This is a genomic window from Paenibacillus hemerocallicola (assembly GCF_006265175.1).
Taxonomy (GTDB): domain Bacteria; phylum Bacillota; class Bacilli; order Paenibacillales; family NBRC-103111; genus Paenibacillus_AB; species Paenibacillus_AB hemerocallicola.
Map to the genome: position 1 here is coordinate 85295 of NZ_VDCQ01000015.1, position 24177 is coordinate 109471.

22 protein-coding genes and 1 riboswitch are annotated in these 24177 nt (G+C 55.0%); of the genes, 5 read left to right on the forward strand and 17 right to left on the reverse strand.

What is annotated here, in order from left to right; all coding sequences use genetic code 11:
• Positions 1-149: 149 nt before the first annotated feature.
• From FE784_RS42385 to FE784_RS13145, 3 genes are read right to left on the reverse strand one after another with little or no spacing between them, the layout of a single operon-like run.
• Complete coding sequence (locus FE784_RS42385; protein WP_139602659.1) at positions 150-2294, reverse strand: LuxR C-terminal-related transcriptional regulator; 2145 nt, start codon at positions 2292-2294, stop codon at positions 150-152.
• On the reverse strand, positions 2279-2530 hold the full coding sequence (locus FE784_RS13140) for a hypothetical protein (protein ID WP_139602660.1): 252 nt from the start codon (positions 2528-2530) through the stop codon (positions 2279-2281). The genes FE784_RS42385 and FE784_RS13140 overlap by 16 nt, the downstream gene beginning before the upstream one ends.
• Positions 2531-2564: 34 nt before the next feature.
• Complete coding sequence (locus tag FE784_RS13145) at positions 2565-3974, reverse strand: ATPase domain-containing protein (protein WP_139602661.1); 1410 nt, start codon at positions 3972-3974, stop codon at positions 2565-2567.
• Positions 3975-4171: 197 nt separating this feature from the next.
• Here FE784_RS13145 and FE784_RS13150 point away from each other — a divergent pair, with 197 nt between their 5' ends.
• Positions 4172-5776 carry an S-layer homology domain-containing protein gene (locus tag FE784_RS13150; protein ID WP_176706183.1) on the forward strand — a complete coding sequence of 535 codons (1605 nt, stop codon included), beginning with the start codon at positions 4172-4174 and terminating at the stop codon, positions 5774-5776.
• 81 nt (positions 5777-5857) lie between these two features.
• On the opposite strand, the gene FE784_RS13155 is transcribed toward FE784_RS13150, so the two are convergent.
• Complete coding sequence (locus FE784_RS13155; RefSeq protein ID WP_246132009.1) at positions 5858-6709, reverse strand: C40 family peptidase; 852 nt, start codon at positions 6707-6709, stop codon at positions 5858-5860.
• A gap of 2 nt (positions 6710-6711) precedes the next feature.
• Positions 6712-6860: riboswitch (cyclic di-AMP (ydaO/yuaA leader) on the reverse strand.
• Between the two features lie 119 nt (positions 6861-6979).
• Positions 6980-7864 carry an AraC family transcriptional regulator gene (locus FE784_RS13160; protein ID WP_176706184.1) on the reverse strand — a complete coding sequence of 295 codons (885 nt, stop codon included), beginning with the start codon at positions 7862-7864 and terminating at the stop codon, positions 6980-6982.
• 199 nt (positions 7865-8063) lie between these two features.
• Between FE784_RS13160 and FE784_RS13165 the strand changes: the two genes are divergently transcribed.
• Entirely contained in the window at positions 8064-8942 is an 879-nt protein-coding gene (locus FE784_RS13165) for a phytanoyl-CoA dioxygenase family protein (RefSeq protein ID WP_139602664.1), read from the forward strand.
• Positions 8943-9115: 173 nt separating this feature from the next.
• On the forward strand, positions 9116-9655 hold the full coding sequence (locus FE784_RS13170; protein WP_139602665.1) for a DUF420 domain-containing protein: 540 nt from the start codon (positions 9116-9118) through the stop codon (positions 9653-9655).
• Between the two features lie 72 nt (positions 9656-9727).
• Here the strand turns inward: FE784_RS13170 and FE784_RS13175 are convergent, their stop codons facing one another.
• From FE784_RS13175 to FE784_RS13200, 7 genes are all read right to left on the reverse strand, one after another.
• A complete protein-coding gene (locus FE784_RS13175) occupies positions 9728-9988 on the reverse strand; it encodes a metal-sensitive transcriptional regulator (RefSeq protein ID WP_176706185.1) in 261 nt (86 codons plus the stop codon).
• 76 nt (positions 9989-10064) lie between these two features.
• Positions 10065-10550, reverse strand: coding sequence for a DsrE/DsrF/DrsH-like family protein (locus FE784_RS13180; RefSeq protein WP_139602666.1), 486 nt, complete (start codon positions 10548-10550; stop codon positions 10065-10067).
• Between the two features lie 57 nt (positions 10551-10607).
• Positions 10608-11756 (reverse strand): MBL fold metallo-hydrolase, encoded by a 1149-nt coding sequence (locus FE784_RS13185; protein WP_139602667.1) that lies wholly within the window; start codon positions 11754-11756, stop codon positions 10608-10610.
• Between the two features lie 72 nt (positions 11757-11828).
• On the reverse strand, positions 11829-12410 hold the full coding sequence (locus FE784_RS13190; protein WP_139602668.1) for a sulfurtransferase TusA family protein: 582 nt from the start codon (positions 12408-12410) through the stop codon (positions 11829-11831).
• Between the two features lie 86 nt (positions 12411-12496).
• Positions 12497-12619, reverse strand: a complete 123-nt coding sequence (locus FE784_RS42390) for a hypothetical protein (protein ID WP_281287093.1) — start codon at positions 12617-12619, stop codon at positions 12497-12499.
• A gap of 410 nt (positions 12620-13029) precedes the next feature.
• On the reverse strand, positions 13030-13752 hold the full coding sequence (locus FE784_RS13195; RefSeq protein ID WP_139602669.1) for a LamG domain-containing protein: 723 nt from the start codon (positions 13750-13752) through the stop codon (positions 13030-13032).
• Positions 13753-14171: 419 nt separating this feature from the next.
• The gene (locus FE784_RS13200; protein WP_139602670.1) at positions 14172-16073 is read right to left on the reverse strand and encodes a TOMM precursor leader peptide-binding protein; all 1902 of its coding nucleotides are present in this window, start codon (positions 16071-16073) and stop codon (positions 14172-14174) included.
• A gap of 131 nt (positions 16074-16204) precedes the next feature.
• Between FE784_RS13200 and FE784_RS42620 the strand changes: the two genes are divergently transcribed.
• Entirely contained in the window at positions 16205-16339 is a 135-nt protein-coding gene (locus FE784_RS42620; RefSeq protein ID WP_342779100.1) for a sporulation protein YjcZ, read from the forward strand.
• A gap of 105 nt (positions 16340-16444) precedes the next feature.
• Here the strand turns inward: FE784_RS42620 and FE784_RS13205 are convergent, their stop codons facing one another.
• Genes FE784_RS13205 through FE784_RS13215 form a run of 3 tightly spaced genes read right to left on the reverse strand, consistent with a single transcriptional unit; the run spans position 16445 to position 21918 of the window.
• Positions 16445-18022, reverse strand: coding sequence for a SagB/ThcOx family dehydrogenase (locus FE784_RS13205; RefSeq protein WP_139602671.1), 1578 nt, complete (start codon positions 18020-18022; stop codon positions 16445-16447).
• A gap of 21 nt (positions 18023-18043) precedes the next feature.
• Positions 18044-19987, reverse strand: coding sequence for a TOMM precursor leader peptide-binding protein (locus FE784_RS13210; RefSeq protein WP_139602672.1), 1944 nt, complete (start codon positions 19985-19987; stop codon positions 18044-18046).
• Positions 19987-21918, reverse strand: coding sequence for a putative thiazole-containing bacteriocin maturation protein (locus FE784_RS13215; RefSeq protein WP_139602673.1), 1932 nt, complete (start codon positions 21916-21918; stop codon positions 19987-19989). The genes FE784_RS13210 and FE784_RS13215 overlap by 1 nt, the downstream gene beginning before the upstream one ends.
• A 160-nt stretch (positions 21919-22078) precedes the next feature.
• Here FE784_RS13215 and FE784_RS41895 point away from each other — a divergent pair, with 160 nt between their 5' ends.
• The gene (locus FE784_RS41895; RefSeq protein WP_246132010.1) at positions 22079-22495 is read left to right on the forward strand and encodes a hypothetical protein; all 417 of its coding nucleotides are present in this window, start codon (positions 22079-22081) and stop codon (positions 22493-22495) included.
• Positions 22496-22695: 200 nt separating this feature from the next.
• Here the strand turns inward: FE784_RS41895 and FE784_RS13225 are convergent, their stop codons facing one another.
• Positions 22696-23424 carry a glycosyltransferase family 2 protein gene (locus tag FE784_RS13225; protein WP_139602675.1) on the reverse strand — a complete coding sequence of 243 codons (729 nt, stop codon included), beginning with the start codon at positions 23422-23424 and terminating at the stop codon, positions 22696-22698.
• Between the two features lie 14 nt (positions 23425-23438).
• Positions 23439-24164 (reverse strand): glycosyltransferase family 2 protein, encoded by a 726-nt coding sequence (locus FE784_RS13230; protein ID WP_139602676.1) that lies wholly within the window; start codon positions 24162-24164, stop codon positions 23439-23441.
• Positions 24165-24177: the final 13 nt, after the last annotated feature.

The window sequence follows — 24177 nt, forward strand, 5'->3', positions numbered from 1 at the left end:
CCAGGAGGAATTTGACATCATGAAAGCTTACAGAGCAAAAGCCCTCGCTGCTTATTCTCAGCGGGGGCTTTACGTGTTGCACCTTACACACGCTTCATATTACAAGCCATTAACGGTTAGCCGCATTAATTAAGAACATTGCGGCCGGCTCAACGGTTCCAACCTGCCTTGTACACCATAGCGATGGCCTGAGCCCGGTCGGTCACGCCCAGCTTTTGGAATATGTTGGTCATGTGGTTTTTGACCGTGTGCTCGCTAATGATGAGCTGCTCGGCAATTTCGCGGTTGCTCTTGCCTTGCAGCACTTGCCCAAGCACCTCTCTCTCTCGTGCGGAGAGCGGCGGGAGGTCCTTCAAATTGCGTATATCGGGAAGGTCCGAAGCGGAATTGTCCCGAGATGCCGCCGCCTCTTCGCCGCCAATCACAATTTCGCTCTCGACGACCTCTCTCGAATCGCAGAACGAGCGGAACGCCGTCCTCAGCTCGGGGGTTACCGCCCACAACTGATCGAGCGCCTGCAGGTCCCGGTTGAACTGCAAGTAAAAATAAATAAGCGCGATCAATTGCCCCCCTACGCCGAAGGCCGGAGCGGAGCCTCGGGCTTTGCCTTCCTCGAGGAGACGGGTAATGGCATGGAAATCCCCGATAATCTCCATTTGCTCCGGACTCGGCAGAAGGCCGGTCAAGAAGGCCGGCGAGTACGGGTAGATGAGACAAGCTTCGCCGATATGCTTGATCTCGCTGTCGGGCAGCTTCAGGGAGCGGGCGAACGGCAAGGCAAGCTCCTGCGCTTCATGCGTCATCTCATGCGCGTACGAGTCCCAATAGCCCAGCGCCCTGTTCAATAGCTGCACCGCATCGCCCCGACCGACCTTCCCTTTCTCCCACAGCCCGTAAATGACCGAAGCTCCCGCTTGCGCCACGATGATCATATAGTCGCGGTACAGGGCGAATTGGCCCGCATGCTTCAAAGCGATGCACCATACCCCGAGCAGCTCGTTCTGGTAGTACAACGGGCATTCGAGCACAGGTGGCATGCCCGGCTGCTCGCAAAGCTCGGCTTCCAGCCCCGCCGCGCCTCCGTCGGGCTTCGACCAGCGTGCCGCCACCTCTTTCACGTAACGTTCCGCTTGCTGCTGCGCTAGCCCTCTCGATACGAGCTGCACCTTATGGTCGGACTGCTTCAGCACGACGCAGGAGAATGGTCCTTCCACCAAGTTCAGGCTCATGTCCACCAATATGTAGGATAGCCGCTTCGCGTCCTGGGCATGGTTGATCGACCCGCACGTTTCCACGAACGTGGACAGCCGGGTGAAGTTCGTGTCGCGGTCCGCGCGGACCGCCTCGAGCGTAATGCCCATCGTCCAATTTGCGGCGAACGTCTGCACGAACGATTGCGTTTCCCTGCCGATCGACGGCTCCGTGACGCTGCCGCCGAACAATACGCCGGCCAGCTCGCGCTCCCTCATGACCGGCACGCAAAAAAGCGACGTCGGGTAAAGACCCCGTCCGGTAAATACAAACGTTCGCGGGTCCTGGGCGACATAGTCCCAGAACGCAGCCTTGCGAGCGGTGGCGACTTGGCCCACGAAGCCTTCCCCGAGCGAAAACGACAGCCCCTGCAGCGCTTCGGCCGCCGGTCCGGCGTATTCTCGGATCACGAACCGCTGTCCTTCCGTCTTCGCGGCAAAGCCGACGAAATCGGCCTCATCGACCGTCTCGGCCATCGCGGCGACCCACTCCCCGAACGCTCCCCCGCCCGTAGTCAATCGGCGCAGCAGCTCGGTGCGCCGGAAATGCGATTCCTGAACATACTCCTGCTCGAGCAGTCCTTCCGCGATTGCGGCGAGCCTGCCTGTCTGGGCGAGCGCCTTCTCGGTATCCGCAGCGGAATTTTGCCGGACAGACGGCCATGCCTCACTCCACGGAAAATGCGCCTGTCCGGGCGTGGCTTGCCCCTGCGTGCGGGACGCCGCCCTTTCGTCCACCAGACATCCTGCCCATAAGTAATACGTTTGCCGCTTATTCGGACGCGCCGGAGCCATAAAAAGACGGACTCCCGGCGAAATATCGCACACGATGCCGTTCCGTACCGAGGAAAAGACTTGAATCAATTGTTGGAGATGCGATTCGATTCCGGCCCGCAAAGCCCCGGTCTCCGAATTTGGCGGCACGATCGCACCGGACGGTCGCGTTAACCATTCCCCACGATCGTTCGTCAGCAGGACGGACAAGCCGCTTTCAAGCGCATACAAATCCAGCAGGCTTTGCACTTGGCTCAGTTGATGTTCCATTGCACTTCCAAATCGCCGGAATAGCTCGGCTCGATATAACGGTATATGGAACGCGACCCATTACCGGTCTTCTCCAAGATAGACAGCGAAACGAGTCTGCCGAGCACCGGATCGAGAATCTCCGTCTTGCGTCCGAGCCGAAGCGATATGCCTTCCACCGTCTCCATGCTGTACGGATTGTTTTGAAAAAAACGGGTGCATTCCATTTGCAGTTGCCATAAGTCTTCCTCGTTCATCGTTCGTCCTCCCGCTTAAGTCCGCGCGCGGACTTCAAATCAATCTCATGAACGGAGCCTGAGCAGTCGTCTCCACCACATAGGGCTCGGAAATAACGCCGTTCGGCGATTTGATCACTTGCATATATTGATAAGCGCCGTCAACCCAGGTGCGGATGACGCCGTTGCATGTTCTCTCCAAAAAAGCGGAAACTTCAGGTCCGATTTCGCTGAAATTGCACAGTACCATCATCGTCATGCCGAGCGCTTTCACGCCGGCGGAATCCTCGGCGAAATATTTCGTCGCATAATCTTTGCCGCGTTCGGCTATTACCGTGTTCAAATCGTAATAAATAAACCAATTGCCGCTGCCTTCAACCAAAGTTCCGATTTTCTCCTGAACGATTCTGCGGTACGCCAAGTTATCCAACCCGCTTACATCCATCACGTTCGGTTCGCAATCTTTGGGATACGGGCGCGTGTAATGCTCGATAAAAAAGATTCGATCCTCCTGGGCCATCTCGCTCATCGAAAGCCCTTGAAGCGCTAACATTTTGTTCAGATCCTGCGGCGTCAGGAAGCTCGACAGCAGCGCCAGCACCTTGTCTCCCGCGCGCACGCGGTTGGCCAGCACCGAAGCGATCAAATACTTGTAGTTGGCCTTGCTGTTCGTATCCAGCAAATAGACGCTTTCCTGGGCAAATCCGCCCTCCAGCAGCTCGTCCAGCACCCCGATGCCGGTCGGCACCTTCTCCTGGCCGTTCAGGAGTGCCAAGTCCTCGATCATCGATCGGGCCGGGATGAGCCGGATGCCGTCGTCCGTCAACCGGTACACGTGCTCGCCTTCGCGAATGCGTCTTCCGCGCATTTTCAATATTTCCAGCGTACGAACCCGGTACTTGTCCATTTGCTGCTTCAACTGCAATTGGATAAAGCCGTCCGCGATGTACGCCTCGAATCCGGTCTCCTCTCTCGTCGTCCCCCGCTCTTTGATCAGCAGCGAAGTCAAGTCCATTCTGCGGAGAATGTTGCGCAGCCGGTACAGCATCCGGCGGTGCCCCTCTTCGTCGGCCGCACCGTAGCGGAACAGGCTGATGCTGTCGATGACGACCCGCTTGCAATCGATCTCCCGGATCAGCTTCTCGACAAGCCCTCCCGGATCGATGATCTGTTCCAGAAAGATGTCCGGCGACATACTGATGACCCGAAGCAAGCCTTCCGCCTCCAGCTTCCGCAGATCCCAGCCGAGAGCGAGCATATCGCGGTATAGCTGATCCGGAAATTCCTCGAACGTAACGTAAATTCCGGCTTCGCCGTCCATAGCCGCCCCGTGATATAGAAACTGCATGCCCAGAGTCGTCTTGCCGGTTCCGGGAGCACCTTCGACCATGATCGTCGAGCCTCGTGGAAAGCCGCCTTCCATCAATACGTCCAATCCGCGAACGCCTGTTGGTACTGTGCCCATTTCTATCACCTGCGCGTCATTTTAGTTTTGCTGTCTATCATTCTACCATACAATCGGCGGCAGCGGCGATAAAGGCAAACGTTTTCATGCGTTTCTCTTGCGGAAGCGGAGTCCTATTGACAATATTTACGCCTTGTTCGCACTCCCTTCTTTTTTGCAAAATGGAAGTAATCTTAATAGAAAGGAAATTTGCACCTATGGCTTTTTTCAGACGAGTACGCGTTGCAGCGGCGCTTGCCGCCACTTTTTTATCGATAAGCGCGGTTTCCGAGGCGAACGCCTCCCGCTTTCAAATGTCTTACCTTTATAACGGACGTACGTCCGACTACGCGCAGTATGTCGACCGGGCGGGCGGCGCTCTTCAGGTCGTATCGCCCAGCTATTTCGATCTGAAGGCGGACGGAAGCCTGCAAATTACCGACAAGCTGGATACTGCATTCGTGAACGACATGCACGAGCAAGGCATCAAGGTTGTACCGTTCTTAAGCAACCACTGGGACCGCAACGTCGGGCTGCAAGCGTTGAAGCAGCGCGATGCGCTCGCCGCGCAAATCGTCGAAGCGGTAAAACGATACAACTTGGACGGCGTCAACGTAGATATCGAGAACGTAACGGAGACGTCTCGCGACGACTATTCGGACTTGGTGAGAATGCTGCGGGAGCGGCTGCCGGCCGGCAAAGAAGTATCCGTGGCGGTCGGCGCCAATCCGACGGGCTGGACGAAAGGCTGGCCGGGCTCCTACGATTACGCCGCTCTCGCCGGCAGCAGCGACTATTTGATGCTCATGGCTTACGATGAAACGTCGATCGGCGATTCCGTTCCCGGTCCGGTGGCGAGTATCGGCTATGTCGAGCAATCGATCCGGTACGCTCTGAACTATACGTCCGCGGATAAGATCGTACTCGGCCTCCCGTTCTACGGCCGATTCTGGAAGACGGACGGAACGATAAGCGGGGACGGCATCGCGAACAGCGCCGTCGACGCCCTCGTGTCGCGATACGGCGGGACGACCGCGTACGATACGAAGAGCGAATCGGCCGTAAGCACCTTCACGGTCGGCCCCGACCAGACGCCCCCCGTCGTCAATTACAAGACGCTAACTCCCGGGACCTACGTCATCTGGCATGAGAACGAGCAATCGATGAAGCGCAAGCTGGAGCTCGTCGAGCAATACGGACTGAAAGGGACGGGGAGCTGGAGCCTCGGGCAGGAAAGCGGCGACGTATGGAGCTACATGTCGTTGTGGGTAAACGGGGCTTACTTCGAGGATGCCGAAGGGCACTGGGCCCGGAGCGAGATCGCGTCCGTATTCTCGAAAGGGTGGATGACCGGGACCTCCCCGCGGCTGTTCGGTCCCACCTTATCGCTGACGCGGGCTCAGGCGGCCGCGATCCTGACCCGGGCGATACTACCGGGACAACAGGCGGGAACCGGAATCGCGTCCGGCTTCTCCGACGTTCCCGCCTCGCATTGGGCGAGCGGGGAGATCGCCGCCGCCCGGCAAGCGGGCATCGTGGATGGCGTTGCCGCCGGCAAATTCGAGCCGGATGCCGCCGTCACGCGCGCGCAAATGGCGGCGATGCTCGCCAGAGCGCTGAAGCCGGATGCCCCGCTTTCGGCGAAAGCCGCCTTTTCCGATGTCCATTCGGACTACTGGGCATATCCGTTCATCCAAGCATTAGCCGTGCAAGGAGCTCTGCAAGGGTACGAGCCCGGCATGTTTCGGCCGGACTACCCTATTCAGCGTTCCGAAATGGCGGCTCTTATGGACCGGCTCGCCTCCAGCCTTCCGGCGAATTGACGAATGGCAGAAAAGAACCTCCAAATCCGCTATGAAAAAGGCGGTTTTGGAGGTTTTATTTGGGCTTGACGGTATTCCGGCTTACAGAATGCGCTTCGCGCCAATAAACTTCGAGCTCCAATAGGAGCTATAGATCGAATCGATTTTCGTCCCGCGGGATGTCGTGGCGGATACGAACTGCCCGTCTCCCAAGTAAATGCCTACATGCGTCGTCACTTTGCCGATATTGAAAAATACGAGGTCTCCGGTCTGCAGGCCGATTACCGACTGCCCTACCGTGTCGTACATGGAACGGGACGTCCGCGGCAGATCGATGCCGTATTGCTCGAATACGAAATTGACGAAGCCCGAGCAATCGAAGCCGCTTAATGTCGTACCTCCCCAAACGTAACGGATGCCGGTCAAGCTCTTGGCCGTTTCCGCGATTTTGTCCGCTTGGGTCTGCGCATACCAGGCCGGCGCATGGTAATTGCCGTCTTGGCCGATGATCGCGATCCCGTTGTCGTTGTCCCATTGGACGATATAACCTAGCGTTTCCGAGACTAGCCGCAAAGGCACGTATACGGTCCCTTGGCGCATCTGCGCTCCGCTTTGCAGCTTGACCGGCTTGCCGTCCAGCTGCGCCTCGGCGGCGCCGGTTTTCACTACCATCGTCCGCTTCTTGACATCTTGGGCGGAAATGGTCGTCTGCCCGTTATCCAAGCTCCAGTCGAGATGGTATCCCATGGCCTCGAACACGGGGCGCATCGGCACGAGCGTCTGACCGTCGCTGTCGATGAACGGACGCGCCTCCGGAAATTGGACGAGCTGATCGTTCACCTGGATTTTGACGCCCTGCTCGGCCGGATAGGCCGAAGCGTGTACGGTATGTACGGCGGAAGCGGACATCCATACGGCGCACGACAACACAACGGTTTTCCAAAAACGGTTCAAACAGGTTCCCTCCTGCTGCCTCCGAGGTTAGTTGACGGGTTAGGGAAGAGGTTGTTCCCTTGTCCGCCGAAAAGCGCGAACATTCACCCCAATTTAAAGAAGTCCCCCGTACCGGATATTCGGAATATTCCGGATTCGGCCTGTTTTGTAAGTCGGGTTTTAGGGTAGCATACCGTTTTTCGCCAAGTCAACCCACAAATTATCCCAGTTCTAGCGGGCGACGCGCCCTTTACAGAGGAAAATCCCGGATATCGTCGGCCATAATCGTCATCATTCGGGCTTGTCGGCCGACAGCCGGTGTCGCCGGTATGTTTGCGGAGACTGACCGTATGCGCGACGAAACAGTCTCGCGAAATAAGAAGGCTCCTCGTAGCCGAGCTTCTCCGCGATCGTATAAACGGGAAGATCGGTAAAGGCGAGCAGGCTGCCGGCTTCCCGCATCCGCGCCGATTGCAGATAGCCCATCGGGCTATCGCCGGTATGCTCCTTGAACAGCCGGCATAAATAGTTGGGCGTCACATGCACCGATTGCGCCGTTTCCCCGAGCGTAACGGGGCGATGGCGGTTAGACAGCAGGAAGCGCTTGGCGCGCTCGACCGTTTCCTCCGCCGTATGAGGCTCTCCCTCCGATTGGACGATACTGGAAAATATCGTTTCCACTCGCGTCAGCAGATCGACGACCGTAACCGCAAAATGGGACTTCAGCAGCGGGATGTCGTATAAATCGAGAATGCGGCGATACCCTTCGGCCAGCATCGGGCGGAACCGGTGAGGAACGGATAAAGGCGCAACGCGAAGCGGCTCGGCGATGCGGATCGAGCGGTTCTCCTCGATCATGTCGAACAAATTGATCTCGGCGGGCTCGCCGCTACGATCTCGCAGCACGAATGTGCTCTCCAAATTCACGAGCGGCCCGTTCGTCCCGAAATGGAATTGGTGCGGCTCGTTCGGATTAATAATGTGCAGCATGCCCGGTCCGACCTCGGAAGCGGTACGGCCCACCGTGAACAAGCCGTTCCCCTCCAATATGTACATGATATGGAATACGGGATGGGAATGGCGCACCCCCCGGATGTCATTGCGTCCGGTCATCAAATTGGTCGTAATATGGTCGATCGTGTAGGAGCGCCCTCCTGTTTCGAGCCGGACGTCCATTCGGCACCCCTCCCGTGTCCCCGGTCTATTGTGACGTAGGTATAGTTCGATAGCGGCTCCCGATCTCCTGCCTGAATTTCGCATGTCGTCCATACAAGTAAAAATCGTACGGATTCCGGGATAAATTGTTCCTACGCGCCCATCCTCCGGTTTTCTATACTGAAGAAGAAATCATTTACGAAGCAGGAGGAGAGCCGCAATGGCATTGTCCGTGGAGCAAATAATCGAGTTTCAGACGAACGGGTATTTGATAGCGGAGGACGTGTTGACCGAGAAGGACCTGCAGCCGGTTATCGCGGAAATTGAAAGGTTCATCGACGAGCGGGCGCAAGCTTTCCATGAGGAAGGCCGGATTGCCGAGCTTTATCCGAACGAGCCGTTCGAAAGGCGCTTTGCCCTGCTGTACGAGCAATGTCCTGAAATCAACCGGAAATTCGACATCATGCATTTGCTCGGTCCGGCCATGTTTCGGTTTCTGACCAACGAGCGGCTGCTCGACGTCGTCGAATGCCTGCTCGGGAGCGAGCTTTCCTGCAATCCGATCCAGCATCTGCGCTCCAAAATGCCGTGGAAAGGAGATGGCGAGCAAGCCGTCAGCATGAACAACGTACCTTGGCACCAGGATGCAGCAGTCACGTCCGACGACTCCGACGCTTCCGAAATCATTACGTTTTGGCTGCCGCTTGTCCATGCGACCAAAGAAACCGGCTGCATGGAAATCATCCCGCATGCGTTCAAGGGCGGCTATCTGAAGCATCAGGCGGAGGGCGGCACGACCATCGTCCCGGAGCTTCTGCCCGCCGCGAAGCCCATTTCGGCGGAATGCCGCAAGGGCGGCATCGTCATTATGAACAAATATACGCCGCACCGGGGAACGTCCAACCGTTCCGACCATGTGCGTTGGTCGCTCGACCTGCGCTACCATAAAACCGGCGCCGCCTCCGGCCGGGCGTTTCACCCCTCGTTCGTAGCCCGCAGCCGCAGCAATCCGGCGAGTGTGCTAAGCGATTACGAGGAGTGGCGCAAATTGTGGCAAGATGCGCTCGCCAGGCCGTCGCAGAAAGCGCACCGGGTATAGGCGGCGAGAGCACTGAAAGGCCCCGAACTTCGCCCTTGGCGACGTCGGGGCCTTTTTCCCACATGTGCGCTACCGCTTCGTTACGAAATACGTGCCGAAACGTTCACAGAAGCTTCGTTGACAGCGGCCGAGCGTAAAGGTAAGTTTAAAATGAGTTGAAAGGAGATAACGAAATGAACCGTGCGAAGACTCCTGCCCAGGAGCGTTTGATTACACTGAGCATCGTCGCTTTAACCGTGATCATTAACGGCGTCATCCTTGCCTTGCTGTTTGTGCCGCAAATGGGCGACAGCCAGAAGGACTATACGTATCTGCCGTTGTTCAACGCCATTTTGAACGGATTTACATTCGTATTTTTGAGCCTGGCCCTGTTCCTGATTTTGCGCAAAAATATTACTTGGCATCGCCGGTTCATTTTCGCCGCCTTTACTACGACCGCCCTGTTCCTCGTCACCTACTTGACGTACCACGCCTTGTCGGAATCCACTTCATACGGCGGCGACGGCTGGTTGGCCGGAGTGTACTATTTCATCCTGATCACCCATATCGTGCTGGCCGCGGTCATCGTGCCGCTCGCCTTGTTTACGCTTGCCAGAGGGCTGCAGATGAAAGTTCCCGCCCACCGCAAGCTGGCCCGCTGGACGATGCCTCTGTGGCTGTATGTCAGCTTGACCGGAGTTATCGTGTACGTGATGATATCTCCCTATTATTGAGCCTGACGCCGGACAATGAAAGCCGGCTCTCCACGCCATAACTGTAAAACATGCAGTTACTATCAGCGGACATTACCGGCTCTTGATCAGCAGCTCAACCGCTTCCTGAACCAGCTTGCCGGTATCCTTCCCCGCTTCTCTCTCTTCCACGATGCATTTCTCCAAGTTGACCGCGACGATGTGGGCCATCGTCTTGTCGACGGCGCTGCGTACGGCCGACAGCTGGCTGACTACATCCTTGCAATTTTTCTCTTCCTCCATCATTTTCAGAATGCCGCGAACTTGTCCTTCCACCCGGCGCAGCCTTCTCTTCATATCGTCGTCATATTGCATCGCGATCCCCTCCATACTCGTATGGGTATATTATAGCCGATTTGGAGAGGCTTCCCACCGTTAAATATTTAGAAGGTTAAATGAACAAATTAACTTTCGCATCCGAGGCATCTCCCAAATAACCGGCCACGCCGGCATACTCCAGCCCGTCAATCAGCTCTTCCTGCTTCAATCCGAGAAGATCCATGGTCATCGTACACGCCACCAGCTTTACGCCTTGCTCCCGAGCCAGCTCAATGAGCTGGGGCAGGCTCAGTGCACGATGCTTTTTCATGACATGCTTTATCATCTTCGGCCCCATGCCGGCCATATTCATTTTGGACAATCCGAGCTTATCCGCTCCGCGCGGCATCATCCATCCGAACGCCTTCTCGAGGAGCCCCTTATCGGTTTTCACCGCTTTATCCTTGCGAAGCGTGTTCAAGCCCCAAAATGTAAAGAACATGGTAACCTCGTGATCGTAAGCCGCGGCTCCGTTCGCAATAATAAAAGCGGCGATCGCTTTATCCAAATCACCGCTGAACAATACGATCGTCGACTGTTGTGCATGTATTTCCGTCATGAAGCTCCCCCCCGAATAATGTTTTTACAATGAGACGTGTTCCCATGTCGTTTCCCCTTATTTATCGTGGACGGCGCAGCGGTTTGGACCGATTTCCATTTCGCGCTGCCGCTCCTCGGCCGGTTGAATGATGCCCATATTGGTCTGGCGAATCTCTTGGTACGAATTCGGATATTGAGGCGGATGCTCCTTTACGGCACGGCGGAATTCGGCTTCATCCGGCATGTTCAAGCCCGGATTTTTGGCGTACAGGTCGCCCAGCCGAGCGCGTACGCTCCCGTCCTCGCCAAGCTCGGTAATCTTCCCGAAGTGAGCCGGCAGTACAAGCAACTCCTCCGGCAGCTCTGTATATCGTTTGTATAACGTATTCCGGAGATTTTCGATCCAATCGTCGGCTTTTCCCGCCAAATCGGGACGACCTATCGATTCGAGGAACAAGATGTCGCCTGTCAGCAAATATTGATCGTCTACGACAAATGAGGTGCTTCCTATCGTATGCCCCGGCGAGTATACCGCTTCAATCTTGATTCTGGCATCGCCGACCGCAATCTCGGCTCCGTCCTCCAATTTTGCGTAATCAAATACGACTTCATCGGCGTCTTTTGGCGGCAGCCAATACGTTGCCCCGACTTGCTCGGCTAATTTCCTGCCTCCGGAAATATGGTCGGCGTGCAGATGCGTATCGATGGCGTGCCTGATCCGTGCCCCTTTTTGTGCAGCGAAGCTGCAGTATACCTCGGTCAATCTGACCGTATCCACGACGGCCGCTTCGCCGCCGCTGACAATCATGTAAGAAAGGCAGCCTTTTCCGAGACGGACGAATTGATATAAGGCGCCGCCCTGCTTCAAGTCGCCGATTTTGACCGGTTCCAAATGCTCGCTCCACGACTTCATGCCGCCCTCCAAATAGTAGACATCGCCCCTACCGGCTTTGATAAGCTGTTCGGCGACGAACTTGGACGAGCCTTCCTTAGCGCAAGCGACCAGCACTCTATCCTCTGTCGGAATTTTCCCGAGCGCGACTTCTACCCCGTCCAACAGGTCAAAGTACGGAATATTAATCGAAGCGACGCGCTCCCCTTCTATCTTCCAATCGCTATAATCGCCCTCATTGCGAACGTCGAGTATAAACAACGGTTCCCTATCCAAAACGATCCGCGCGACCTGTCGGGCCGTCATTCCTCTCAAATGTGCTCCCGCAGCCATGTGCAAAATCCCCTTCGCTAAAAAAGTTAAGCCGCCGTATGCGGCATATTTGTTTGAGCTTTTTGAGCTTTCTTAAACACTTCGCTCCACCGCACCGTTCCAGCCCGACATGCCGGGGACAACGTTGCTTACGCGCCCGAAGCTCTTGTCGGCGAGCAGTTGGCAGGCAAGATCGCTTCGCATCCCTGTTCGGCAAATGACGTGAACCACCTGTTCCGGATCCAATTCCGTTAGTCGGCTTTCCAACTCCCCAAGCGGAATGGACATAGCGCCGGGGATGTGGCCGAACGCGTATTCCGCCGGTTCCCGGACATCCAGAACGACAATCGCCTCGCCCTGGCCGAGCATATGTCGCAGCGCCTCATTCGCCACGATATGCGGGAATATAGTTTGCTCCTTCGCGTCGCCCGGGCTCGCCTTCCTAAGATAATGCTTCAGTACGTCGCCTTCCTGAATCGTACCCAAATACTGGTGCCCCGTTTTTGCGGCCCATGCCCGAAGATCGGCGAGCGATCCCTTATCCGTTGCCTGTATCTCCATGACTTGGCCGGCCTCAAGCCGCTCGATCGCTTTTCTCGTTTGGACAATCGGCATCGGACAGGCCAGCCCTTTGCAATCCAGCATCAAATCGGTTTTAATCTCGGGTGCGGTCATGTTCATTACCTCCAACTTAGGTTTATGATACTTGCTCAATTACCCATACCCGTATAGGTATTAAAAAAGGTAAAAAAAATTCGTGCTCAGCTTCCGTATTTCACCTGGCCGCCCCACTGGGACATGCCCCCTGTCATATTGGCCACCCCCTGCTCCAGACGCTCCTTTACTTCTTCCGCAGTTATCGCTTTTGAAAATGGGCCTGCCATCGTATATCTCTCCTTGTCAAGTCAAAATATCGATCCTTATTACACAACGGTCGCCAGGTTGCTCCCTTTCTTTCTCCACTTGGCCGTATGCCGAGTCTCAGTCCTACTCCTACTAATGACTAGGACGACGTTTTACCGGGGCCTCAGGGAAGGGCAGCTTCACTACGCCATGCTGTCCCTGTCCGTTTTATTTTTGCGCACCCGTTTAATACATATACCCCTATGGGTATTATGATAGGCTTTTTTATATCTGCTGTCAACCTGCTTCTTAGCAAATGAGAAAATCATTGCGCTAATCGCTTGCCGGATGCACGAATTCGGCAAATAATGAGCCAAATTTCTTTGTTACTGAACTTTAGAATCCCCCACTTCGGGTGCTCAACACTCGAAGCGGGGATGGAGATGTGCCTTCAACGCATTAATTGCGCGATTTCGTCGGCTGTCAAGGCGCGATCGTATACGGCCAGCCCGCCGAGCAGGCCGGTAAAGAAGTTGCCCGGCTCCCCCGATCGGTCTACCGCGCCCACCGTGAAGTCGGCCCCGTCCGGGCCGCCGTCGAAAAGTCCGCCTTCATAACGATACGGATTGAACGTCTCGCGTTCGTCCAGCCGTCCGTCCAGATACGCGCGCGCATATGTACCGTCGTAGGTGAATGCCACGAAATGCCAAGCATCCGGCGAAACCGGCGTTGCTCCGATCGCTGCGTCCATACAGTACTTATAGCCGGGGGTCGGTCCGCCGACGGAAGATACATGGCCGCACACCTGCTCCCCGCTGTTCCAGATTTGCAAATTCAAGAAGAGGCAATACTGCCTCTTCGCCCGCGTCTCGTCCCACATCCCGGCGATCGCTTCGCAGCGGGAGAAATGCGAGCGGCTCCACTTGACCCAGGCGGCCACGGTTACTTGCCCCCCCGTTCCGTGCATGTTCAAGGCGGGGCATAGCGCCCGAGGGATGCTGAACCATTGGCCGAAGTCCAGTCGAGCCGCATAGGGACCGAACACGCCATCCTCCACCCGGACGATCGGTCCATTGTTCTCCCGCAGCCCGTACTTGCAGCTTCCGCGCGAGACGCGGTCCTGTCCCGCTTCCTCCTGAAAATCCCAAAAGCAAATCAATCCTTCTGGATTCATGCGCTCGCCTCCTATGTGCTAGAAATGCCGACTTTAGAACGCTCTCCCGGCTCGCCAGCCTGCCTATTTTTGCGAACAGACTTCTGTTTCATCCGCGTCATCCCCGCTTTGACGCCTTTCCTGCCGTCCCCTTGATAGGGTTAAACAAAGTGTATGAAACCGGGAAATGATCAGGTTCCATGTTTTAATCTTATCGCTCCTCCTCGGCAAAACCCATGCACAAGATTATATTAATTCATATACTTTTTTGCGATAGGAGGGCGCCACATGGACTCGAGCAGGCCCGTCATCTCCACTCGGTCTCTGCGCCATTCGCGTCTTCGTCAAAGCGATGAAAATAAGCCCTTCGGAATACCGAAAGGCTCATCGGATTTAGCTTCTTCAGCGGTTTCTCATCCCTTTTTCCCGTAAACCGGTCCTCATAAAAAAGGATGAGGATACGGATTTAGCTGCGCATCCGTCATAGGCCGCTGCGTATACCCCAGTTCCATCGGTACTCTATAAACTCTCTCCAGCCCGGTTAATCGGGTAAGATGATGTCCGAACGTCATCGGCAGCATCCCGGGTATCAATACTTTTACACAACGAAGGCCGTTTCGTACGATTTCCGGCGAAGACTGATCCACCACGATCACATCGAGCTTCAATTGGCGAAATACGTGCAAAAGGTCCTTTAAATCATTGGTCAAGTCGGCATGGGCAGCAGCTGCGTGCCTCCCAAACCCTTCTTGGAACGTCTGTACCGGACGATCCGTACCTATCAGAAACTGCAGTCGTTCTTCCGATTGCGGCAAACCGTACAACATGGCATGGTCCTTCATTTGCCGTACCAATGACGGATCGTCGTACATTTGCTCCGTCTCCTTACGGGTCTCCTCAAAAGTTTCTTGAAGCATGAACAACATGCCCGCCAACTCATGAACGGCGCTTTTCGCTGCCCGTACCGGGTCTATATGGGCTCCGGCGGCACATATAAGGTTCAGTTTCCCCGGGTTGCCGCTTTTGGCCAGCGCCCAAATGCCAGGAATCGTATTCTCCATTGTCATGTTGTACAAATGCACATCATAACCGGCCACTGCGCGCAGTCTTTCTATCATCAGCTGTAGCTCCAAATCGTCGGAGGAACCGGGGTCCAGACGAGGGAGCGGAAGCTTGGCATACCAGGTCATCAGAAAAGCGTCACGTTCTGCTACCTCCAAAATTCCATATACGATCGCTTCCTCCAAACTACCGCCTATCGCACACCCGTTGGAGCCTTCTTGTACAAATCCTCCCCCGAAGCCCGAACTGTAATACGCGAGAGTCTCCGGAACCAGAATCGGGCGTTCCTGCAAAAACGAATAACCCCATACCCAATCGATCCGGGCGTCAGGTTCGAACGGTTCGAACGGAAAATCAGGCTGCGCATACTGTTCGTTTGAATATAACCCTACCTTGACGGGGTCGAGCGCTTCATTGGCTACATTATTGAAGCTTTCGCAAATTACGGTCTTTTTTCCTCGCGGAACCTGACCGCAGTACCGCTCCAAGCCCTCCAGCAGAGCGGTTAATTCACTGTCAGCATAAATGTGGCTTCTACCGGCCGTCACCTCATTCCCAAATGCGAAGGACGGCAGATTCATGGCTACGGAAGCAAACGGCGCTGCGAGGTCATGCATGTTTTCGTTAATCAGACCCGTCCGTGAATCCACATAGTGCCTGACGGATGACTTCATGTCCTCCAGCGGACGACAGCGGAAACTGCCCACGGCCGTCTTCGGTCTCGGCTGCAAAGAAACCCGGGCATCTTTCGATGAATCATCGGGCAATATGCCGCACGCCGGACATAACGGGTCAGGCAGAACAAAGTGGAGCGTGCTCTCCAGCGTATTCAGATTGATGATGAACATATGCTCTTGCAAACGGGCCCGGGAGCCCTGCAGCGCTCTTTGCGCCTCCGACATAAGCAAATGCGCTACATGCCGAAGTCCCGAAATCGACGTACTCAATCCCCGGGAGGGGTCGCGTCCTGCCAGTTGACGACGATTATCCGCACACAGGGAGCATCCCGCTATTCCGGGCCGAACCAATGGTCCCACGATACCTTCATCGAACCGAGTAATACCGCGCAGCCAAGGGATCCCGGTCTGCACTAACAATTCCTCCGCATCCAGATAATCGGAAGAGCGTTCACCATCGTAGACGATTACGATCAGTTGTGCCGATTTCGGTATATCCGGGGAGAAATCGGACTGAGCGACGACCTCAAACATGCCGGACAGCTCTTGGCCAACAAGATCGGCCAGTATGCCTTCACCAATTACCGACACGGTTTTTTTCACGGGCAAGCCTCCAGTCGCAATGACCGATACGTTTCAAGATAAGTATCGCTTCAGGGCATTCGTCCAATCCATTTGGATTCAAGTTCATACAATGTCTGTGTAGTCGAAAATGAAGGCAAGGTGGTGGCAAAATGTCTGGTATCGGTGGAATAGGCGGCTTTAGCTGTGGCGGCTTTAGCTGTGGAGGTTTCGGATTGGGGACCAGCACAGGTGTGATCCTCGTTCTTTTCATCCTGCTGGTAATCGTTTCGAGAGCATTTATTTAATTACTTCCTGTACCAGGATACTCACAAAGCAACAAGCTGGCGTCGGTCTATACGGCGTCAGCTTGCTTTGCTTTACATATCGCCACCGATGCATAAAACTCGCCGTTATGCATGCAAGCCTCCCTCTAATCGAGAGCAAGAACGATAAGGACCGATCGGAATCTGGATCAGACTAGTTTTCCTTTGAGGCGCGATTTTGTAGATCTCATCGCAGTTATCGGCATTAAATCCGAGCAGCGGGCGTCCTCCCCATCCTACGGCGGACGCCGCCAATAGCAGCCGCTGCACGAGTATACCCGCCTCCATCTGCTGGATGCGGTATCCCCTGTACCCTAATTCGGGCTTGAAGAAATCTTTATTACCCGTCACATGCAGACAAAGCGGTACTTGGAATAGATTGACGTTGTCCAGATACATTCCCTGCTGAAGCCTCGCTCTGTGATCTCCGGAGTATATCCGCCTTAACGCATGCGTGACTGCGTCATAGCGGTATGATCCGTCCGGTACGCCCTCAACCTTAGACGTACAAACATACAGCAGGACGCGCGAAATAAAATTTTCATGGGGTCCGTCCAAATCATTGCGATACTTGCAGGAAGCCGTGGCATCGTGCAGCAGTGCCCCTACTTGCGCTGACGTTATTGGGTTCAAAACGAACTCCGACTCGGGTGAATATCGTTTTCGGCAAATAGCGGCCAAATCGTACATCAGACTGTCTGCCCGGGGCAAGTATGTCGCCCGAACCCCGCTGTCGGCGTCCGGCACCGTTCCGATCTGCCGGAAAGCCTCCGGGAATTCTATCATGGACGCTTCGTTCATTTGGATCAGCATCGGGTAAGGCTTGATTTTCCGAGATCGCACGTAATGATTATGCCGGACGGCTTCCAACTCCCGGCACAGCTCAGCTGCACGGACATCCCCTATTCCGCCGCTCCTATCGGAAAACCAGGTTGTCGCGGCTTCCATGGAAAGCGGAATTACCGCATACACGCTCTCCTCCCGATCGGATAGCCCGAGCAGATGGTTAACCGCCCGATCAAGAAATTGAAAATACACCCTTGCCGCAAACCCGAACCGTTCCGCCACTTCAAGCGATTGTCCGATCAGCACGCCGGCATCCAGCCCTTGCAGCCGATAGGAGAAGTCATTGTATTTATAATAATTTCTCCAAAATACGGTCGATACGAAAATAGTGCCGAAGCAAGCCGACACCTTGCAGCGGTTTCCAAGAGCGCGGGCGAGAAAGGAGTCAAAGTCGCCTTGACGAAGCAGTATCAGACGGTGATGCGCCGCATCATAATGATAAATTCCGTCAGGAGCATCCTTTGTCTTCAAATACACATAGATTTCGTTCGGATACAGCCCCCCGCCCGAAGGTACGAAACGCCGATGCATTTGCAATGGACTCGCTGTTTGGTGCATGGGATCGGCAGCGCATGAATGGCTCATTTGCGTCAACCCGTAAATGTACCACAGCATATGACCGATACCGGTTAAATCGGGTTTGCCGGACATATTCCGGCTTCCCAGCGCAAGAGGCACTTCAGGGGATAACGAAACCGTCGGCAAGCCGCGATACAGCTTATATTTAAGCGGTGCATCCGCCCAATCGACCTCCCAGTCGGGCGGTCTGGACTGGGAGGGCTTCGCATGGAGATTATGCAGAAACGATTCCAGACTCATCCTTTTCCCTCCTTGGGCAAGTTATGGGAACGGATGCGGATGCGGATTGAGCTGCTCCCTTAGCAGCGGCTGCTTCAAATAGCCGAGCTCCGCAGGAACCCTCAGCACCCTCTCCAGTCCTTCCACTCGGATGAGATGATGACCGAACGTCATAGGCAGCATCCCCGGAATCAGCACCTTCACGCAATGCAGCGCGTTTCGTTTCAATTCCGGAGTTGTCTGGTCCACTACGATCACATCGAGGTTGAGCTTGCGAAACGATCGAAGAATGTCCTTCAGGTCGTCGGTCAGGTCGGAATGCTTGGGCCGCCGCTTGAATTCTTCTTCGAACGTACGCAGAGGCCGGTTTTCCTCGAGCAAAAATCGGAGCCGTTCCTGAGCCTGCGGCAAGCTGTACAACAAGGAATGGTCCTCCATATCCCGCACCAGCATCGGGTCGTGAAACATACGTTCATACTCCGCACGGTTCGCTTCGAATTTGTCGTCAAGCGTCAGTGTCATCCCCGACAATTCATGAACCGCGCTCTTCGCAGCCCGTACCGGATCCGGATGCGCTCCCGCTACGCAGACGAGATTTACCCCCTTCGGTTTCGTGTTCTTCGCCAATGCCCAAACGCTGGGTATCCCGTTCTCCATAGTAGCGTTATATAAGAACAGATCGAATCCCGCCACGGCCTGTAAACGGCCGATCATCAGCTCCAATTCCCGGTCTCCCGCGGAGAAAGGGTCGAGACGCGGAAGCGGCAGCTGCGCATACCAGGTCAACAGGAAGGAGTCCCGCTCCACGACTTCCATAATGCCGTAAAAAATGGCCTCCTCCAAGCTGCCGCCCAATGCGCAGCCGTTGGACGTTTCATAGACGAATCCTTGTCCGCAGCTCGAACTGTAATAAGCGAGCTGCTGAGGCACCATAATCGGACTTTCCTGCAAAAACGAATAGCCCCATACCCAATCGATCGGCTGGTCGGGATCGAACGGAGTGAACGGAAAACCGGGCCGCTCATATTGTTCCTTCGCGTACAGCCCTGCCGCGACCGGATTGAGCGCATGATCCGCCAAGTTGCGGTAGCTGTCCCGGATCACCGTCCGCTTGCTGCGGGGCGCGATTCCGCAGTACCGTTCCAACCCTTCCATTATGGCGGTAAGCTCGCTGTCCGCATAGGAGTGCGTTCGGCCCGCCGTCGCCTCGTCGCTTCCGAACAAAGGAAGATTTACGCTCACATCGGCAAAAGGCGACATGAGATCCATCATTTTTCCATTCAAGAAACCGATCCGGTAATCCAAATACTGCTCTGTCAAAGCCTTCTTCAAGTCTTCCAGCGAACGGCTGCGGTAGCTGTTCCCGCCGATCTTCGGACTTGGCCCCAAGACAATCCGGGCAGCCTCTCGCGAATCGGCCGGCAGCCTTCCGCAAACCGGACACTGCGGGGCCGGCAGAAAGTAGTGGCTTGTGCCTCTCAGTGTCTTCATGTCGAAATAATACACCCGTTCTTCGTAACGAGATCGAATGCCTTGCAACACCTTTTGCGACTCCGCAACGATCAGGTGCGTCATTTGCAACAGCCCTGTGCGCGACGCCCAAGCGTCACTTGGGATTCCCCCGGCCTCTGCCAGCTGCTGCCGCAGTCTCCACATCTCCTTGCGATCGCGACCCGCCATATGGCTGCGAATGTCCGCACATTGGGAGCATCCCGCCGCTCCCGGACGAACCAGCGGCCCGACAATCCCTTCGCCGAATGCAAGAAAGCCCCGCAACCATGGAATGCCCGCTTTCTGTAAAACGTCTTCCGCCTCGCGGTGAACGGAGGGGTGCCAGGCATCGTGCAGAACCAATGCCAGGTCCGTTGTTTTCAGTTTTTCTGCCCCGAGATCGGGCACGCGTACGAGCTCGCATACGTCGAAAAGCTCCTTGCACACCAGATCCGCCAAGATCCCTTCTCCGACAACGGCCACGACACCAAGCATCAAGCTTCCCCCTCTCTCAGCACTACGCCGATTACCGCGCCCGGTATTTCTTTCAAAAACGGCTCTATCGCCATATCCGCAATCCAAAGATGCCGGTTGTTTCTTTTCAGTACATGTAAAGCATCGCGCAAAGCTGCAGGTCGAACTATCCCTTCACTGGGCGGAAGTACAATGCGAAGAGGCGCCCCTTTTCCTTGCAGGACCGACGAAACCTCCACCGTTTGGGTCGCGCGGCAGTCCGATTGATTCTGCACTCTAAGCAATGCCGCTTGCAGCGCTTTCCTGAGTGCTGTTGTATGATTCAGTCCGACACAGCCGTACCAGCGATCGCGAGAACCGACCCACGCAACGGGGAACCCCGATACTTCCTCTCCCATGCCGATAATCGGCGCTCCCTGCATCCGGGTCAACGCCTGCAAATAAAACCGGCATCGATCATCCTCCACCGGACCCAACTGCACCGGGGTCACGGTAGGTTTCACAGCTGCATACCGCACAGTCAATTCGCCGGCCAAATTTGCCTGGAGTCCGCGTACAACGGCTTCAGCGACCGTCTCCCCTACTCCGATGGCGATAGGACGCTTCAAGCCAAAGCCAACGAGCGCACCATCCAATCGCGACACATACGCTTCGATCCCGGTCAGTCCCGCTTCCCGTCGCGCCTCCTCGTGCGTGAAGCCGTTGCATACTATCTCCGGCAGCAAATCGGCAGGCCCTTCACTCTGCGGATCGGCCGCTTGAACTCGGCATTGAGAGAGCGGGAGCTGCCTCAAATCCCCTTCCTCCCAAATATGGAAGATTCCTGTCTGCTTTGACGTCAGCCGGTTAAAATAGGGGAACAGTCCGTTCGATACGCTCGCCTCGAGGCCGCCTTCAAGCCGCGCTTCCAAATCTTGAATCCACTCGACTGGAATACCCGCACTATCCCTTGCCGGAGGATGCGGCATGAGCTTGTGCCAGCTTCCCTCCAACGTCTCCAAGTCCAGCAAGTATACGGAGTCCCTCAGCTCCGGTTCAATCACCCCCGTAACCGACTTAAATAGTTCGAACACGATAACATTCGAGAGCATCGCGCCCGCTGTGGACGAGAACACATGCAGCGTCGGGTCTTTAAATACCTCGGTCCGGTGCAGGCGGCGCCACGCCGATTCCCAGCTCGATCGGGATTCCGGTTGTACGAGCGGGCCTGCCATTCCTGTCTGGTGCAGGAGCATAGCAGGGAGGAGCGTCTTCCTCTCCTCTTTGCATACCGCTTCAAGCATACGCAGCTCCTCGATATTTCCATCATGAGATACATACAGAATGGACTGAAAGGGCCGAACAAGCTCCCGCCAATCAATCGATCCTTTGTCCGGCAAAGACGCTTCCCGCACCTCCACCTCGACATCCGACTTTCCGGCATGCTCTGCCAGCTCCGCCAGCCGCTTCCGGTTGGTTGGCATCGAGTCCGTAATCAGCATGCTGAGCTTGGGGAGTCCGGACTCCAGCAGAGCAGAAACCAACGAAACGAAAAAAGGGCCTGAACCTACCGCTAATACGCCGGTCTTGCGATAGCTTTGAAACCGATAGGCCCCGGAATGACCGAAGCTGTCCAAAAAGGCTATCTGCGAGCCAAATTTATGTATAATATCGTCCCGCAACTGATGCGGCATATCTTGGCTCACATCCCTTACGAAGCCCTTGTCGAGCAGCACCTCCGCGATTTCATACACCCGTTCCCGGTATGGGGGCGACAATCCGTCCGTCAACTGCGCGAGTGTGTTTTCCCCGTTGAACATAGGGATCAATTTTTCAATCCACCGATCGATCATTTCGCCTTCCAATCGAAACGTACCTACGTTATTCCGGAAATAAACGCCCTTGTCGGGAACCGGGAGAGAAAACGTATCCCCGTTTACTTTCAAACGCGCGGCCGGTGTCAAATTATTCATTTCCTTCCTCCTCTGGTGAGCTATCCGGCGACCTGTGTTATCCGTTCATCGTTATCATATGTATACGTATTTGTCCCTAATGTCATAGAAAAACCCCTGTAAGCACAATGTCTGTACAGGGGCGAACACTTCTTTTCCAGCAGCGGCGATAAAGTTTGAAATGGCGGAGTCAACGACCGCAGTGGTGATGACAAAATCCCCCGCACTGATGATGGCAAAACCCTCCGCATTGATGCTGGCAAAATCCTCCGCAGAACCCGGCACAGAACCCGCCACAAAATCCTGCGCAAAACCCGGCGCAAAATCCGCCGAAACCGACACAGAGCCGAGACGGATCTGTCACATTTTGACCCACCGGATATTGGGCCGCCGCCTGATACTGGCTTTGTTGATTCCAAGGCGTCATCTGGCCGGCCTGAAATTGGGAAACGCTCAACTGCTCGAGTTCATTTTTGAATTCACTCATTGTTATAACCTCCGTTTTTTTTGTGTGATTTCGGTTACTGGCGTAAAGAAAGTTTTAACGGTATCGGATGATGATCTCAATTTATGGAGCAGGATCCGCTTTTGTTACTGATGCAAACGCCCATTTTTTGGGCCTTTGTACCAAAGCACGCTATACGGGCTGCGAGGCTGACCGATAAAAACAGGGTTATCCGCCAAGCAGTCGAATGAACCGACCGCTTGGAGGATAACCCTTATGATTTTGAAAGTATGCGCAATAAACGAGTCGGGGCTATTGTATTTGCCCAACATTAATCCGATCCTCGACCCCAACTATCCTTTATTGGCAACCGGTCGATTCGCCCACTTGCGGTAGCGAGTTGTCCTTGCTACAAACAAGCTTCCCTTCATCACGATGTTGTCACTCAAGGTCCACGTGTGGCTCTTTTTATTTGCCCTCCGAATACCGACAAAATTATAAGGAGAGGTGGCGTACAGCCTATATCCCTTAGACCGGCTTCTTTGCAAAAAGTTGGTATCCTCACCGAGCGTCCGATCGGCAAAACGAACGTGGTTGTGCAGCCGCCTCCTGAACAGAAGCGTGCCTCCCGCCACATCCTTCACGTATTTATTTCTCTGAGAGGGAGTTGTGATGGCAAGCAGGCGCTTCCCTTCGAAAAATTTTAAATGAGCTCCTTTCCCGACAATGTCGGCGCCTGTTCGGCGTAGAGCCCTTACTTGTTCCACAAGGTAATTGGGCGCGTAGTAATCGTCGTCGTCAAACTTGGCGATGATCGGAAATTTCGCTTTGCCGATTCCATAATTCAGGCAGCTACCCAGAGTAAACTTTTCAGGAACCTTATAGACCGATATATGGCGATAAGAAGAAACCTTCCGGCGATATTCCGACAAATCCATGCTATCCTTGTTCAAGACGACGATAAGTTCCCTGCGTTCAAATCGCTGCCTTCTGTAGTTGGCGATCAGCATGCCGAAGAACTGCGGGCGATTCGTGCAAGTGATGACCGACACTCCCTGGGGCCGGTTCGCTTTCAGACTCACTTAGCTCCCTCCCATTATCGAACGACATATTTCCTGTAATTGTCGCCATGCGCGATGATTCTCGTTTGAGAATGGGCTAAAAACTGTTGATCGCTCTTCTTCCAAGTGTGGCTGTTCGGCCGCTTTCGCCGCAACGCGCAGAAATTATAACGATCTCCGGCATATAGCTTAAAGCCTCTTCTTCGACAGGCTCTGCAGAACCGAACGTCCTCCCCCAGCGAGCGATTGGCGAACCTCGCTTGCCTCCATACCGTTTTTTTGTAGACCAAGGTGCCCCCGGCAAGAATAGGAACGAATCGGTTCTGTGCATGGAAGCGTTGAATGAGCAGACGCTTGCCGCTTAAGTGAATGAAATAGGCCCTTTTCCCTACGACATCGGCCCCCGATTTTCGGAATGCCCGCATCATATCGGGCAAATAACCGGGTGCGTAGTACTCGTCGTCATCCATCTTGGCGATATAGGCATGTTTAGCAAGGGCCGAGGCAAAGTTCAGGCACGCTCCCAATGTGCGCCGGGCGGGAAGCCGATATACACGGACATGCTTGAGCTGCGCCGCCATTTGCTTGTATCGGCCCAGATCAGCCCGATCGCTGTTCACGACAATGATCCACTCTTTATTCCCCCATCTCTGCCTGTTGTAATTCTCGAACATAGTCCGCAAGAAGCTTGGTTTGTTCGTGCAGGTCACTACGCTGATGCCCGGTATGCGGGCTTTCGCTCGATTCGGAGCCGTATGCATGCAAGTCTCTCCT